We start from the raw sequence: 14,609 nt of genomic DNA, 5'->3' as shown, positions 1-14,609 counted from the left end.
CTACCGCACCATCAACACCCGCAGCTCATAAGGCTTCAACTCCAACTGAACCGACATCTCCTCCGTCTCCCGCCGAGCGCTGATCGCCCGCACGGTCCCCGTCGCCGGATCCCACTCCTCCACCATCTGCGCGTCGCCATGCAAAGTCACCAGGTGCGACATCGCCGTCGGCCCTTCATTGAAGAACACATACACATCTGAGTCCTTCAGCCTGCGCTTCATCACCCGCAACGCGACATCCTGGGTATCGAGAGAGATATCACCGATACCGCGCACTGCCTCAGCCATCGCCGCAGGCACCACCAGCGGCTCCGGAGCACTCGCAGGCGGCTGTGCGGGAGGAGTAGGCGTAGCCGGCAACTGGGCCGACACCTCCACCTTCGCCCACACAAAATCAGCAGCAGTAGCCGCGCGTGCATCCTTATACGTCTCACCCGAAATCAACTTCGGAGTGCTCCCCAGAAACAGCACCTTCCCCCCACCCGCAGCAAACTCCTTCAGCCGCGTCAGCACCACCTCCGAGAGCACACTCTCTCCCGGCAAAATCACAGTAGAGTAAGCACTCCCGCTAAGCGTCTCGAACCCGCTCTTAGATAACTTCAGATCCTCAGCCAGAGCATCCTCGCTCACCACATCGAAGTCGATCTGCCTCTCCGACAGCATCCTCTCCGTCGAAACAAAAGCCGTATCCGCGGCCTCATCTCCCAGCCACATCGCGCTCGAAGGCAGATACAACGCCACCTTCGCCGCAGGTCTCCCCATCGACAGCAGATAACTCATCCGCCGCACATAGCTCAACAACTCCGGATACCCCGCCTCACGCATATAAGGCGAAGGCTGCCGCCCAGCCGTCGAGCTCGCCGGAAAGTACATCGTCTCGACCAGATTCACGCCGCGCACGAACTGCTCGTTCAACACATACCGCGCCATCTCCACATCCGGCTCTGGCCGGTACGCCGCGAAGCTCTCCGTAAACGCCCTCGGCCTGCCGTACACATGCGACACCGAACTCGCCAGCCTCGGAAAGTCCGACACCGTGTCCTTCCATATCTGGTGCCAGATCGAATCGATCCCCGGCACCTGCACATAACGCATATCGCGAAAGAACTCACCCTCGCTCTGCACCAGGTGCATCTCCATCTCTTCATGGTTTAAATGCACCTGATACTCCAGGTGATTCGCGGCACACCAATCTCCCTGAACCTTGAAGAACCCATCGCGAAACATCCGCGCAAACACATCGAAGTAGTCCGCCTTGACCCTCCGCTCCACCTCGGTCATCTCGTCTGGCTTCGCCACAAAAAAGCCCGCCAGATACGGCCGCAGATCGTACCCCTTCACCCGCTGAAACTCATCGAAGAACCCCGGAGTCCAGGGCAGCCCACGAATCGAATAGTCCGGCTCATCCCCGCGAAACCCCATGATGGTCTTCCCAAACTCATCGCCGACATACTTCTTGTACTGCTCGTGCGTAAACGCCAGATACTGCTTCGTCGCCTCCGGATTGAGATAGTCCTCCAGCGACTGCGACCCATCCTTCACCCGCTTTGGATTCGTATCGCTCCGCGTCGGCGACGTGCTGAACTGATGCTCGACTACTACCACCGTCCACTTCCCCGCCGGAGCCGTCCACGCAATCGCTCCGTTTGTGACCGGAATCGCTACACTCTTACCATCCGCCGCATTCAAAGCCGTCACCGCGACCGTCTCCGGCTTCAAACTCCGCGTAATCGTCTCCCCGCCACTCGCAGGAATCTTCTCCGCCGCCACCAAAGCCTGCATCCGAAGCTCTGGCTTCGACTCCGTGAACTTGCCTCCCGCAAATCCACTCGGATACCCGGCGTCGTCCACGATCCAGACCCGCATCCCCCGGCTCTTGGCCTCTTCCACAAACGTCCGAAAGAACTGGAACCACTCCGCCGACAGATACACATACTTCGACCCATAGCCATACTGCACCGTAACCGCCCGGTACCCCAGCGCCTTCATCGTATCCAGATCCCGCCGGATCACCGCCTCATCTACCGCTCCGTTCAGCCCGTAGTAGGGCTCCGGCCCATACTCCGCCGGTGGATCAGTCCACACCCGCTGCACCGCCGCAGCCGTCGGCATCTGAAGCGTCTGCCAGGCCTGCGCACTAGCGGTCTGCGCCGCCGATCCGATCGCCATAAAAGCAACAAAACTAGTTACACACCGTCTCATCAATAACTCCCAACCTTAACCCGCAGCAAAGATCCCTTGCCGCCGAAGTTCAATCCGTAGTCCGTCTCATCCCCATTCCACAGGCGCGTAGGAATCCACCTCGTCCCCTCGTAGCGCCCCTCCTCTACCTGCAGCAACTGCACCTGCTTGCCGGAGTGAATCGACCCAGCAAACTGCACCCGGCAATCGATCCCCGCCACCAGAAACTCATCCGACCCAAGCTGTGCGACCATTGCCCGTCCCACCCGCAACTGCGTCGTATCTGAGCTTGTCGAGACCGGAGACGCCGGAGGATCATAAGCCGGAGGATAAGAGACCACCGCCCGCCACGTCCCAAACGCCAGCTCCCGCTGCGCAATCCCGTTCTCCTCCACCGCCGTCTGCACCTTACCCGCAAACGAGAGCACAGCCAGCTCCCGATCAAACGACCCTAGCAGCCGGAACCCTTCAATCTGCGCCATCATCTCCGCGTTCAGAGGCTCGTCCAGATGCACCCGGTCCAACCCGAAGTTCGCAAACCCAATCGCCCCATCCCCCACCGCGTAGAACAGATACCGCGCATATCCGCTCGCACCCGGAAACGGCTCGAACCCCAGGCTCTCCGGAATCAGCAGCGGATTCGCAGCCGTATGAAAATCTTTCATCACCCCGCGATACCGTTCGCTGTTGGGAACATAGATATCCGGAGCCAGAACATCGATCGCCGGAGCCACAGCCTTCCACACCGCCATCATGTTGATCGTCGGCCCGCCGCTGGGATAGTCCTCCCCCGGAATCGTCGTCACCGGATACGCCCTCGGACTCTTCAACCAGTTGTTCACATACATCGGAAGCGCCAGCTCCTTCTTGCCCGCAGCCGTCACCGCATTGATGTACCGAGCCACGCTCCATGCGGCAAACGTCTCGTCCGCATCCTCCCCAAAGACCTGCGTCCAGCTACCCGCACTCTTCCCCGCCGCTTGCACTACCTCAGCCGGCACCGGTCCCTTGAACTCCTGCTGCCCTGCCGGCCCGAAGTCGCGCACCGAACCCAATGACCCCGACTCGTTCTCCACCTGCATCATCACCACGGTATGCTGTGCATCCACCTCGCGCAGATGCTTCATCAACGCACTGAAGGCCGTCCGGTCCGCATCCAGATTCGCCGCCGCATTCGGGCTCAGCACATCGATCGCCTTGCCTTCCTTCGTCCTCATCCTCGGATACCCGACCACATCCTGCTTCACCCACTGCGGCACATAGTGCATCTTGCCGTTCTTCCACGTCCCAAACCACAACAGCACCAGCCGCACCTTATGCTCCCGAGCCTGCGCGAGCACATCGTCCACCACCTTGAAGTCGAACCGCCCACGCTCCGGCTCCATCTGCTCCCAGTAAACCGGAACCTCCAGCGTATTCAGCCGCATCCGTTCCGCTGCGGGCCATATCTGCTTCAACCGCTCGGGCCAGCCACTGGAGTTATCCACCTGCGCCCCCAGCACCAGATACGGTTTGCCATCCACCATCAGCGTCGCCCGTCCCTGCTCCTGGACCAGCCGCGGCAACTCCTGCGCGCTGCCAGCAACACCGGCGAACATCCCCAACGCCACGACCCCTCGAACCGCCCATCCCATTCCTCGTACAAGTCGCTCCATCGTTCATACCTCTCCGCAGCCGTTATACAGGGCTGAAGTATCGTTTGGAAACTATTTCCATAAAGGAATACTCGACTCTTGGAAAGACCCGACCCCATGCTCCACCACCAGATACTCCGAAAGCCGTTGTCTAGAATCCAGCGCCGTGTTTTCATCGGTCTACGACACTTACGCCCCACCGACTTCAGGAGTCACGATGTCCTATCAGGTATCACGCAACGGTCAGCTCTACGGTCCCTACACCCTCGAAGATCTCCAGCGCTACGTTGCCACCGGCAACGTCCTCCCCACCGACCTCGCCCACGATGTATCCCAGCCCGAAGATCCACCCAACTGGGTTCCCGTCTCGCAACTGCTCGCAGCCTCCGGCGCCGCCATCCCCACCCAGCCGTATATCGCACCCGTCGCCTACGCCGCCCCGCTAGGCGTCTACCCCGATCCGCCTAACCTCAACTGGGGCCTCCTGCTCCTCTTCGATATCCTCACCTGCGGCTTCTTCCAGATCGTCTGGAACCTCATCCTCGCCGCCTGGGCAAAGAGGATCGAACCCATCAGCAAGGCACTGATCTTTTACATCATCGCGACCGTCTTCCTCCTGGCAAACTTCGGCTCCTCCTTCGGCAATGCATTCGCCGTCATGCATCGTCAGCCCGTCCGCCCCAACTACATCGGCGCTATCACCATCGTCATCGCCTGGATCATCCGGCTTATCGCCCGCTACAGCCTGCGTGAGGACCTCGAGCGCCACTACAACGGCGTCGAGCCCGTCGGCCTTCGCATCGGCCCCGTCCTCACCTTCTTCTTCGGAGGCATCTACTTCCAGTACAAGCTCAACCAGGTCAACGAAGCCAAGCAGACCCTCCGCTACCGGGGAACGCTGTGATCCTGCCAACCCGCAGCCGCATCGCAACCTTCGCGAGCGCGGCTGCACCCTGGTTTGCCATACCTACAGTCGCAGCACTCCTTCTCCGCTTCCCGCCGGACCGCTACCCCTTCTATCCACGCTGCCCCGTCTACACCCTCTTCCACCTGCAATGCCCCGGTTGCGGTGCCACCCGCGCCCTGGCCGCGCTCCTCCACGGCCACCTACGCGAAGCCTTCCACCTCAATCCCCTCACCACCCTCCTCATCCCCATAGCGCTGCTCTACATCGCATACCAATCCCGGCAACCGAAACGACAGCAACCTCCCGGCTACGCCATCTACTCCCTCCTGGCCATCTCAGCCATCTTCACCATCATCCGGAATCTGCCATAAAAATGGCCCCAGCCGAAGCTGGAGCCACTTCACAACAAAAGGAAACCGAAAGCTTAAACTTCCACCTTCACTGGTTCAGCGACAGGCGCCGGAGCACCCTTGGCCTCTGCACCCGGCTTGCGGATATCGATGCCACCCTTGAAGAACGCGCCATCCTCGATCGAAATTCGCGCCGCGATCACATCGCCGGTCAGCGAACCTTCGCTGCGGATGTCCACGCGGTCACTCGCCTGGCAGTTCCCGCGTACCTTGCCCAAAACCACAATCTCGCGTGCGACAATATTCGCCGCCACCTGGCCATTGCGGCCAATCGTCACCCGGTTGCCGGGCAGATTGATCGCGCCTTCTACCTTACCGTCGATGTAAAGCGACTCCGAACCTGAAAGCTCGCCCTTCACGATCAGCGATTTGCCGATCGTCGCCTGCTCACCCGTCGGCACCGCCGAGGCTGCACCTGCACCGACCGTCGGACGTGCCGCGGTCGCCTCAAAAGTTGTTCCCGTTGGCGTCACCGGACGCACCGGCTCGGGGCTCGAGGGAGTGTTGTTGCCGGGCTGATTTGGTTTCCACATAAATTGATCATTTCCTTTCGTTTTCGTCTGGGATATAACGCGGGGGAACGCGATTCTGCACCCCGGACTCGGTACCGCGCTCTCTTTTCACCATACTACTCTGGCCTTCCCTGTGGAGAGCTTCGGATGCAACAATCTCGGCGTCATCATTCACTTAAAGTGTTCTCCTCTGGAAAATCCGTCCTACTCGCAGTAGAAATTATCCTTCTATCACCCATTTCTTCCCACCTTCATTTCGATCGCTCTCACATCGGCTATTTTCAGCTTGCTTCTTGAATTGCAATCGCCTACCCCGTACTCTGCCTCAATGCAGATCTTCCGCTCCGCTCCTGTGCTCCTGCTAGTGCTCCTCTGCGCCTGCGCTCAACCCCTTCTCGCCGCCGCCCCCAAGGTCCACACCGTCACCCTCGGATCCGTCCGTCGCGTACCGTACACCCAACCCGACGCCACCCCCGACTCCAAGTCCGACGAGACCTCCACCCTCAAAGTCCGTCCTCTCCTCGTCGACGACCGCCAAAAGGAATGGACCACCGGCGACCCCCACGACGTCACCGACCGTAGCTTCACCATCCGCCGCGCCATCCACCTCAACGAGTCCCTCCCCACCGAGTCCGCTCCACACTGGACCTGGCAGCCCGGCCCTTGGCTCCTCGTCGACCGCGCCACCGGACACATCACCGCCCTCCACCTCCCCGACTTCGATCCAACTATCTCCAACGCCGTCTGGTTCCGCGACTACGCCGCCTACTGCGGCATCGCCACCACCGCCAAAGGCGGCCTCGTCGCCGTAGTCGCCCAGCTTGGAGCCCGCCGGCCCGTCCTCCAGCGCCTCGTCGGACCCTGGCCCCAGGCCAACCACTTCATCCCCGTCTGCCAGCCCGCAACGTGGCAGCGCCTGCCCCTCCGCGTCACCCTCCAGCCCACCGCCGGAGAGCCCCTAACCTTCGACGTCATCGGCTCCGCCTCCCTCATCGAAGAAGGCGACAACTCCGACTCCGAAGCCCAATAGCCCCTGAAGCCCTAAAATCATCCCTGGAGCTTCAATGCGCTATCTGGATAAGAACGCCCTCGGCCAGCACGAAGACTGGTACGGAAACAACGCCGCCGTCCCCTGCACCTCCTGCGGCAAAGTCTTCATCGTCTCCGCCGTGCTGCATCGCAAGGGCCGGGCCTGCCCTGCCTGCGGACTCTGCACCGCCACCGTCACCAAACAGCAGGTAGCCATCACCGAACCCGTCGACGACACCCCCATTCGCCTTCAGACCACCTGAACCCCGCCCGCAATCTCCGCCTGCTCGTTCTCTACCCGCTCTCCCTCTTGCCCCGCCAAAAAGATCGAAAACGTAGTGCCATGCTGCTTCGGAGACACCGAGCTCCGGAACCGCATCGTCCCATAGTGCTTCCCCACGATCTCGCGGCTCACCCAAAGCCCCAGCCCCGTACCCGTCGCGCCCTTCGTCGTAACGAACGGCTCGAACAGCGTCCCGCGAATCTTCTCTGGAATCCCCGCGCCTGAATCCGACACCGTCAGCCGCACCCCCGCCCTCCCCGAGCTCGCATCGTGCTGCACCGCTCTCAGCCGCACATCCAGCTGGCCGCCGTTCGGCATCGCGTCCAGCGCATTTTGAATCAGGTTCGCCAGCACCTGCCGTATCTCGCCCGCATAGACATACAGCTTCTCCGTCGGCCCATACCTTCGATTTACCTGAATGTTGGCTCCCTGCATCCGCGGCCCATACAGCGCCAGCACCGACTCGATGATCTCCTCCAGCGAGACCGAGATAGGCTTGGACTGCTGCCGGTGAAACCGCAGCGTCTGCGTCACAATCTCGCTCACCCGCGCCAGCTCCTGCTCCGCCGTCACTGCGAACTGCTTGATCTCCGTAACGTCGTTGCTCCCCGAGATCAGGTACAGCAGATTCGTCACCGACTCCAGCGGATTGTTGATCTCGTGCGCAATCGAGGCCGCCAGCCGCCCCGCCACTGCCAGCTTCTCGCTCCTCCGCACGGCTTCCTCGACGTTCGCCCGCTGCTCCAGGCTGGTACGCATCTCATACTGCCTCGCCCTCGACCGCAACGCCATCCGCAGCGAGCTCACCATCGTCGCCACCCGGATCGGCCGCTCCAGCAGCGTCAGATTGTTCAATTGAAGATTCGCCCGCTCCCGCGCCCGCTCCCTGCTTTGAATCGTCTCTCGCCCGCCCGTCACCAGCAGCAGAATCGGAAGGTCGCTCCACTCCGGCTGCTCCTGCGAAATGCGGTTCAGCTCCAGCAGATCCTCGCCGCCCAACGCCTCCTCCGCGATCAGCAGCGCCGCAGCGCCCTTGCGCGCCGTCTCGCAGGCCTTACCCACCGTGCTGCATATCTCCACCGCGATGCCCGATTCCTCCAGCACGCTGCTTAGCAACTCACCGTCGCGTCCCGTCGGGGCGACAACCAAGACCCGATCGTCCTCACGCCCCTCGCCGGTCATCTACTCCCTCGCTGCCCCGACGACCGCAGCCCCCGGCATCGTCGCGTCCACCAGATTCGGCACACCCGTTAGAATCCCCTGGAACGAGTGCAGCGGATCCCCCACCGTAATCTTGTCGCCCTTGAAGCTCAGCTCCCGAATCGTGCGTTCATGCTCCGCGCTGCGATTCTTCAACACCGAGATCGCCTGCCGCACCTCTCCAAACGCCTCGAAGTACCGCATCAGAATCACGCAGTCCGCCAGATAGCTCACATTCACCGGCGCTTGCATATTTCCTACCAGCCCACTCTGCGCCAGCGTCATAATCGTCGTCACACCTCGCAGATTCAGGCATCCCAGCAGCTCATGCAGATGCAGGATCAACTCCTGCTCCCCAGCCATCGACTGCATGTAGCCGTTCAGGCTGTCCAGCACCAGCACCCGGAGCCCTTGCTCATCCACCATCTTCAAAATCCGTACCGCAAACTCCCCCGGCGAGAGCTCCGCCGGATCGATCTGCTCGACCGACATCTTCGCAGGCTCGGTCATATCGTCAATGATCACGCCCAACTGCGTGCATCGCCGGCTCAACGTACCCACCAATTCATCGAAGGTGAAGATCGCCGCCCGTTCGCCCCGCGTGGTCGCGGCGGCCGCATACAGCGCGGCAATCGTCGACTTCCCGACGCCCGTAGGCCCAATCACCAGGTTGCTCGTCCCGCGCTGCAGGCCACCCCCTAGCAACGCATCCAGCTCCGGTACATTGCTGGTGAACATCTCCGCAACGAAGCTGTCTCGATGCTCCGACGCAATCACCCGCGGATACACGACCACTCCCTCCGTACGAATCGCATAGTCGTGAAAGCCCTCTCGATACGCCGATCCGCGCAGCTTCAGCACCTCGATATTGCGGCGCGTCACGCCGTACTCGCGCGGTAGCTTCTGCAACCGCAGCACGCCATGCGCGATGCTTTGCAACTGCTTGTCCTTGCCGTCTCCCGTGCGGTCGTCCAGGATCAGCACCGTGATCGCTCGCTGCGCGAAGAAACTCTTCAGCGCCAGCAACTGCCGCCGGTACCGCACCGAATCCCCCGCCAGCAGCCGCAGCTCCGAGAGCGAGTCGAACACCACCCGGTGCGGATTCACCCGCTCCACCTCAGCCAGCATTCGACGCATCGTCGATACCAGCTCCACCTCGCTGGGATGAAACACCGTGTACTGCGTATCTTCGTCCCCGGCCAACTCATCCGAGGTCAACTCCAGGATCGGCACCCTCTCCAGACCCCATCCATGCGACGCCGCCGCAGACTGCAGCTCCTCCATGCTCTCCGAGAGGGTGATATACAGCGTCTGCTCCCCCTCCATTGCTCCCGCCAGCATGAACTGCATCGCCAGCGTCGTCTTGCCCGTCCCCGGGTCGCCCTCCAGCAGATACATCTGCCCCGCCGGCAGGCCACCCTGCAGAATCAAATCCAGCCCATGACACCCTGTGCTGAGCCGCCTTCCTTCGCGCTTTGCCTTGAAGTTCATATAGTCTTGGGTTTCAGATGTTACCGCACAACAAAGGGTTGACTCCACCTGCAAGTCGATCCGCAGCGTCCTTTACCCAACATTAGACGAGAAAATAAACCCATTCGTCAGCCAACCCAACCGCCAAAATTCTCAGCCGCGATCACCCGATAACCAACAACAAAGCCGGCCAGAAAAATCCTGACCGGCCTCGTGAACATCATCGCCAAGCTACGCACACTCGGCCTTGAAATCTATCTAACGCCGTCCGAAGTCATCGCCCCGGAAACGGTCGTCCCGTCCATGAAATCGCAGATCGTGCGCACGCTGCCACGCCAGATGCTCCTCAAAAGCACGCCGGCGCTCGAAGGCCTCCTGCCGTGCGATCTCGCGGCGCTCCTCTTCGAATCGCGCATGGTTGTAGTAGCCCTGGCGAACGTAGTCATAGTGCGGAGATCCGATCTGCACGCCCACAGCAACTTGAGCCTGTGCCGTCGTCGGCGCCGCCACCACAAACGCTCCAGCCAACAGACCGACCGACATCAGCTTCGCAATCAGTTTCGTGATCTTTACGTTTGTGCCTTTCATAAACTACCTCCCGGGCCGCTTCTTTGTAGGATGCAAGCCACACTCTAAAGAACACCCTCCCACTCCGGTCGTTGTGCGCAACTTCCTACGTCGTTTGTGTTATCGCGAAAAGAGTTCCTGTACACTGGACCGCACATGACGGTCCTCTGCCAACCCGCAACCCTGAACCTCATGTCCCCCCGCTGTCGTCGTCGATAGAGTCGATAGAACAGCACCCCGTGCGCTTACCCGAACAATCGAGAAGACACCAAGCAAGACATAGCTTCGTCCACCGCAGCCATGCCCACGCCACTCGTACCCATTGGAGTAACCCATGCCATCCACACCCGCCAAGACCTCACCTCGCCTCTCCACAGACCTCTGGGCCGTCCTCCTGGCCCTCGCTCTCGCCGCCCTCATCCGCATAGGCCTAATAAAATCCATCCCCTGGTAAGCCGAAGCTGCGGCCCAAAGCAAGCTAACCCCTAACCCCTAATCCCTAGCCCCTGTTCCGGAGCAGCCCCATGTCCACCAACTCCACCCTCCCCGACCTCCGTGACGAGTACCCACCCCACGCCCCGGGCCGCGTCCCCGTCGAGCGCACCTCCTTCCTTGGCCTCCTCCCCGGCATCGCGCTCCTCGCTGTCGTGGGCTACGCGGGCAAGTTCGTCGAGCACGCCATCAACACCTACACCAAAGCTCACCACATCACCTTCCCCAACATCGAGTACGTCCTCTGGGCCATCCTCTTCGGCGTCCTCATCTCCAACACCGTCGGCCTGCCTCGCATCTTCCGCCCCGGCGTCGCCACCTACGAGTTCTGGCTCAAGACCGGCATCATCCTGCTCGGCGCTCGCTTCATCCTCGGAGACATCCTCAAACTCGGTGGCCTCTCCCTCCTCCTCGTCTTCGTCGCTATCGTCCTCTCCATCGCCTTCATGACCTGGCTCGGACGCGCCTTCCACCTCAGCCCCAAACTCACTACCCTGCTCGCCGTCGGCTCCAGCATCTGCGGAGTCTCCGCCATCATCGCCACCCAGGGAGCCATCGACGCCGACGAAGAGGACTCCTCCACCGCCATCGCCGCCATCCTCGCCCTCGGAGCCATCTCCCTCTTCGCCTTCCCTCTCATCGGCCACGCTCTCCACATGTCCGACCACGCCTACGGCCTCTGGGCCGGCCTCGCCGTCGACAACACCGCCGAAGCCACCGCCGCCGGAGCCCTCTACTCCGACGCCGCCGGCAAGTACGCCGTCCTCGCCAAGACCTGCCGCAACGCCCTCATCGGTTTCGTCGTCCTCGCCTACGCCCTCCAGTGGGCACGCCGCGGCCTCGCCAACGCCGAGACCCAATCCCAGCTTCAGCACAAAGGCCGCTTCCTCTGGCAGAAGTTCCCCAAGTTCGTCCTCGGCTTCCTCTTCATCTCTCTCCTCGCGACCCTGGGCAACAGCACCAACCCCCAGCTCGCAGCCCTCGGCTTCACCAAGCCCCAACTCACCGCCCTCGGCAACCTCAGCCGCTGGGCCTTCCTCCTCACCTTCGCCGGAGTAGGCCTACGCACCAACCTCCGCGACCTCTTCAAACAAGGCGCAAGCCCCCTCATCGTCAGCGCCCTCGGAGAGATCGCCATCGCCATCATCACCCTCGGCCTCATCCTCGGCGCCGACCACCTCTACCACTTCTAGACCCAACGGAGCTCACACGGCGAAGCCTCGCTACGCCAACAACGAAATTCAAGAGCAACCAGATCGGAATAAACGGTCAGTTTGATGTGTTTCTTCCTGGAGGTCGTAGAGATACTTTTCGCCACCAGGGCTGATCGGAAAAAAGCATGCCTCCAGGTTCTTCTCGTAGTCCTTCACCTGAATCAGAAGATGACGGTAGCGCAACCCCCACGCTGCAAAACGCCTCTTTCATTACGAAAGAGGATGTGAGTGCGTTATTGCTTCGCGCAAGGATGTTCTACAAGGGAGAGGGATCCGAAGACGCGAAGCAAGACCGAAGTTCACCAAAGTACAACTTCTACAAATACATACAAAAGAAGTCCTCCAACAAGGTCTACAACATCCAGAAACTGAATGCCGCGGGGATCGATACTTCCAGTCCGAAGTACGCTGCTAGAAATAGCAACGCCGATCGAATTAACCCTCTCATCAACACGCAAAGGGACCGCTTCGAAGAAGAAACTCGTCCAAAATACGGAGACATACTCTTCAGCAGTAACTTCGCAGCAGGAAACTGCGTAGAGATGGCGTCAGTCGTAATGTCTTTGTGCCGCAAAGATTCGGCCTTCAGCTCCAAGTTCGAGAAAATTTACTACATCTCCGTAAACGAGCCCGGAGACCACGTATTTGTTGCTCTCTCCGTGGACGGCACGAGACCGAACTGGACGAAAATCCCATTCATGATGAACGAGGGTAAGCGCTACAGAAATAACTTTTGGATCATCGACTGCTGGCTCAACGTCGCCTGTCAAGCCAGGGATTACCATACCGAGGCGCAACAGAAACTAAAGCGATGGGGCACACAAGGCAAAGAGATCATATGCCAGAACTCGGCTGGCGTTATACGTCAATACGATCTGAACGAGAACGACTACCTCACCCAAATGATGGGGAGCCGATTGGAAGTAAAGGATAAGGACACCGCCTGATTCAAGCGCGAACCCTCATCTGCAAAGCCTCTAAACAATCCCCCGAATAGAACGGTCCCTGTTCCAGCACCTCGACAACTAAACCTTCAAGCGAAAGCCCCATTACCATAAGGAGGCATCTAACTTTATTGCGGAAAAAAACCATGCCCCCCAGACCAACAAGAACCCAATCCCTCCTCACTCCCCGCGAAGCCGCCGGCATGCTCAACGTCAGCTACCCCACCATCAAGCAGTGGATCCTCTCCGGCAAGATCGCAACTACTCCCACCCCCGGTGGCCACCACCGCATCCCCGCCGATTCACTCAAGCCCTTCCTCAAGCGCGAACAGGAAGCCCCTCCCATCCGCTCTCGTGAGCGATATCGCAAAGTCAGCGGACGCAACCAGCTCGTCGGCAAAGTCCTCGACCTCAAGATCGACGGCCTCCTCGCTCAGGTCGTTCTGGCCATAGGCGACCAGCGTGTCACCGCTATCATCACCTCAGACGCCGTCCGCGAGATGCAGCTCAAGCGTGGAGACACCGCTGCAGCCCTTGTCAAATCTACCGATGTCATGATCGAGCTCGTCTAGCCGCCTCGCAAAATCCCTCCGCAACACCCCTCCCGCCCCATCGCGCACATCTTTGACCATACGATTTGATTCGCATAGATTCGTATAAAGACTTAAAGCTCCGCATCCCGACGCACGCCTGTCGAAAAATCCCTGGAGACCCCGTGCCACGCCTCTTGAAATCTCTCCTGCCTCTCTTCCTCTTCGCCACGACGCTCCACGCCCAGATCGCCTCCGACCTCAAAGGCCGCATCACCGATCCCTCCAGCGCCGCCATCCCCTCCGCGCAAGTCACCGCTACCGAGCTCAGCACCACCGCCACCCGCACCACCTCGACCACCTCCGGCGGCTCTTACAGCTTCCTCGCCCTCCAGCCCGGACGTTACCGCGTCGAGGTCTCCGCCCCTGGCTTCCAGCACCTCATCCGTGACGGCATCACCCTCACCACCGGCACCACCATCGGCCTCGATCTCCAACTCACCGTCGGAGCCTCCAACGAGACCATCACCGTCACCGATGACGCCCCGCTCCTCCAGTCCCAGACCAGCAACATCCAGACCGTCATCCCCTCCACCACCATTAACGCGATCCCGCTCAACGGCCGCAACTTCGTCCAGCTCGCCGCCCTCGCCCCCGGTGTCTCCCTTCCCCCCGGCACGCTCCTTCCCCGCATCAACGGCGGCCGCCCCCGCACCAACGAGTACCTCTTCGACGGCATCTCCGCTCTCCAGCCCGAGCCCGGCCAGGTCGCCTTCTTTCCCATCATCGACAACATTCGCGAGTTCACCGTCGAAGCCGACAACGTCCCCGCCGAGTTCGGCCGCTTCAACGGCGGCGTCGTCAACCTCACCACCCGCTCCGGCTCCAACCAGATCCACGGCTCCCTCTACGACTTCTTCCGCAACGAAGACCTCAACGCCCGCAACTACTTCTCCCGCTCCCCCACCCCCAAGCCCGAGTACCGCCGCAACCAGTACGGCGGCACCGTCGGCGCGCCCATCCTCAAGGACAAGCTCTTCTTCTTCGGCGGCTTCCAGGGCCAGCGCTTCCTCGCCGGAATCACCCGCATCTCCACCGTTCCCACCCTCCGCCAGCGCCAGGGCATCTTCACCGGAACCCCCACCCCCCCCCCCCCCCCCCCCCCCCACCCCGCCCCCCCCCCCCCCCCCCCCCCCCCCCCCCCCCCCCCCCCCCCCCCCCCCCCCCCCCCCCCCC

General features: G+C 61.1%; 14 protein-coding genes. 8 read left to right on the top strand and 6 right to left on the bottom strand.

Features of this window, described 5'->3' with window-relative positions:
* Both HB393_RS03025 and HB393_RS03020 read right to left on the bottom strand, forming a co-directional pair.
* Complete coding sequence (locus HB393_RS03025; RefSeq protein ID WP_255550763.1) at positions 1 to 2,202, bottom strand: glycosyl hydrolase; 2,202 nt, start codon at positions 2,200 to 2,202, stop codon at positions 1 to 3.
* The gene (locus HB393_RS03020; protein WP_213803688.1) at positions 2,202 to 3,836 is read right to left on the bottom strand and encodes a DUF5597 domain-containing protein; all 1,635 of its coding nucleotides are present in this window, start codon (positions 3,834 to 3,836) and stop codon (positions 2,202 to 2,204) included. The genes HB393_RS03025 and HB393_RS03020 overlap by 1 nt, the downstream gene beginning before the upstream one ends.
* 196 nt (positions 3,837 to 4,032) lie before the next feature.
* Between HB393_RS03020 and HB393_RS03015 the strand changes: the two genes are divergently transcribed.
* Together HB393_RS03015 and HB393_RS03010 are read left to right on the top strand one after the other, a co-directional pair.
* A complete protein-coding gene (locus HB393_RS03015) occupies positions 4,033 to 4,719 on the top strand; it encodes a DUF4339 domain-containing protein (protein WP_213803687.1) in 687 nt (228 codons plus the stop codon).
* A complete protein-coding gene (locus tag HB393_RS03010; RefSeq protein ID WP_213803686.1) occupies positions 4,716 to 5,093 on the top strand; it encodes a DUF2752 domain-containing protein in 378 nt (125 codons plus the stop codon). Before HB393_RS03015 ends, HB393_RS03010 begins: the two co-directional genes overlap by 4 nt.
* Positions 5,094 to 5,146: 53 nt before the next feature.
* Here HB393_RS03010 and HB393_RS03005 read toward each other — a convergent pair whose 3' ends face one another.
* Positions 5,147 to 5,665 carry a polymer-forming cytoskeletal protein gene (locus HB393_RS03005; protein WP_213803685.1) on the bottom strand — a complete coding sequence of 173 codons (519 nt, stop codon included), beginning with the start codon at positions 5,663 to 5,665 and terminating at the stop codon, positions 5,147 to 5,149.
* Between the two features lie 307 nt (positions 5,666 to 5,972).
* On the opposite strand from HB393_RS03005, the gene HB393_RS03000 reads away from it, so the two are divergent.
* Together HB393_RS03000 and HB393_RS02995 are read left to right on the top strand one after the other, a co-directional pair.
* On the top strand, positions 5,973 to 6,674 hold the full coding sequence (locus tag HB393_RS03000; RefSeq protein ID WP_213803684.1) for a hypothetical protein: 702 nt from the start codon (positions 5,973 to 5,975) through the stop codon (positions 6,672 to 6,674).
* A gap of 34 nt (positions 6,675 to 6,708) precedes the next feature.
* Positions 6,709 to 6,936 carry a hypothetical protein gene (locus tag HB393_RS02995; RefSeq protein ID WP_213803683.1) on the top strand — a complete coding sequence of 76 codons (228 nt, stop codon included), beginning with the start codon at positions 6,709 to 6,711 and terminating at the stop codon, positions 6,934 to 6,936.
* Here the strand turns inward: HB393_RS02995 and HB393_RS02990 are convergent.
* From HB393_RS02990 to HB393_RS02980, 3 genes are all read right to left on the bottom strand, one after another.
* Entirely contained in the window at positions 6,924 to 8,138 is a 1,215-nt protein-coding gene (locus HB393_RS02990) for an ATP-binding protein (protein WP_213803682.1), read from the bottom strand. The genes HB393_RS02995 and HB393_RS02990 overlap by 13 nt on opposite strands.
* The gene (locus HB393_RS02985; RefSeq protein WP_213803681.1) at positions 8,139 to 9,647 is read right to left on the bottom strand and encodes an ATPase domain-containing protein; all 1,509 of its coding nucleotides are present in this window, start codon (positions 9,645 to 9,647) and stop codon (positions 8,139 to 8,141) included. It lies immediately after the preceding gene.
* A gap of 237 nt (positions 9,648 to 9,884) precedes the next feature.
* Positions 9,885 to 10,214 carry a hypothetical protein gene (locus HB393_RS02980; RefSeq protein ID WP_213803680.1) on the bottom strand — a complete coding sequence of 110 codons (330 nt, stop codon included), beginning with the start codon at positions 10,212 to 10,214 and terminating at the stop codon, positions 9,885 to 9,887.
* 503 nt (positions 10,215 to 10,717) lie between these two features.
* Here HB393_RS02980 and HB393_RS02975 point away from each other — a divergent pair.
* From HB393_RS02975 to HB393_RS02960, 4 genes are all read left to right on the top strand, one after another.
* A complete protein-coding gene (locus tag HB393_RS02975) occupies positions 10,718 to 11,878 on the top strand; it encodes a putative sulfate exporter family transporter (RefSeq protein ID WP_213803679.1) in 1,161 nt (386 codons plus the stop codon).
* Positions 11,879 to 12,024: 146 nt separating this feature from the next.
* Positions 12,025 to 12,846 (top strand): hypothetical protein, encoded by an 822-nt coding sequence (locus HB393_RS02970; protein WP_213803678.1) that lies wholly within the window; start codon positions 12,025 to 12,027, stop codon positions 12,844 to 12,846.
* 143 nt (positions 12,847 to 12,989) lie between these two features.
* Positions 12,990 to 13,415, top strand: coding sequence for a TOBE domain-containing protein (locus HB393_RS02965; protein ID WP_213803677.1), 426 nt, complete (start codon positions 12,990 to 12,992; stop codon positions 13,413 to 13,415).
* 143 nt (positions 13,416 to 13,558) lie between these two features.
* Positions 13,559 to 14,609: carboxypeptidase-like regulatory domain-containing protein (locus HB393_RS02960; RefSeq protein ID WP_345945002.1), on the top strand; the 1,051-nt coding region annotated here is incomplete at its 3' end.

This window comes from Granulicella sp. dw_53 (assembly GCF_018449545.1).
Lineage (GTDB): Bacteria > Acidobacteriota > Terriglobia > Terriglobales > Acidobacteriaceae > Edaphobacter.
The sequence above is the reverse complement of the archived record's forward strand: the minus strand, read 5'-3'. Positions and strand labels throughout refer to the sequence as shown.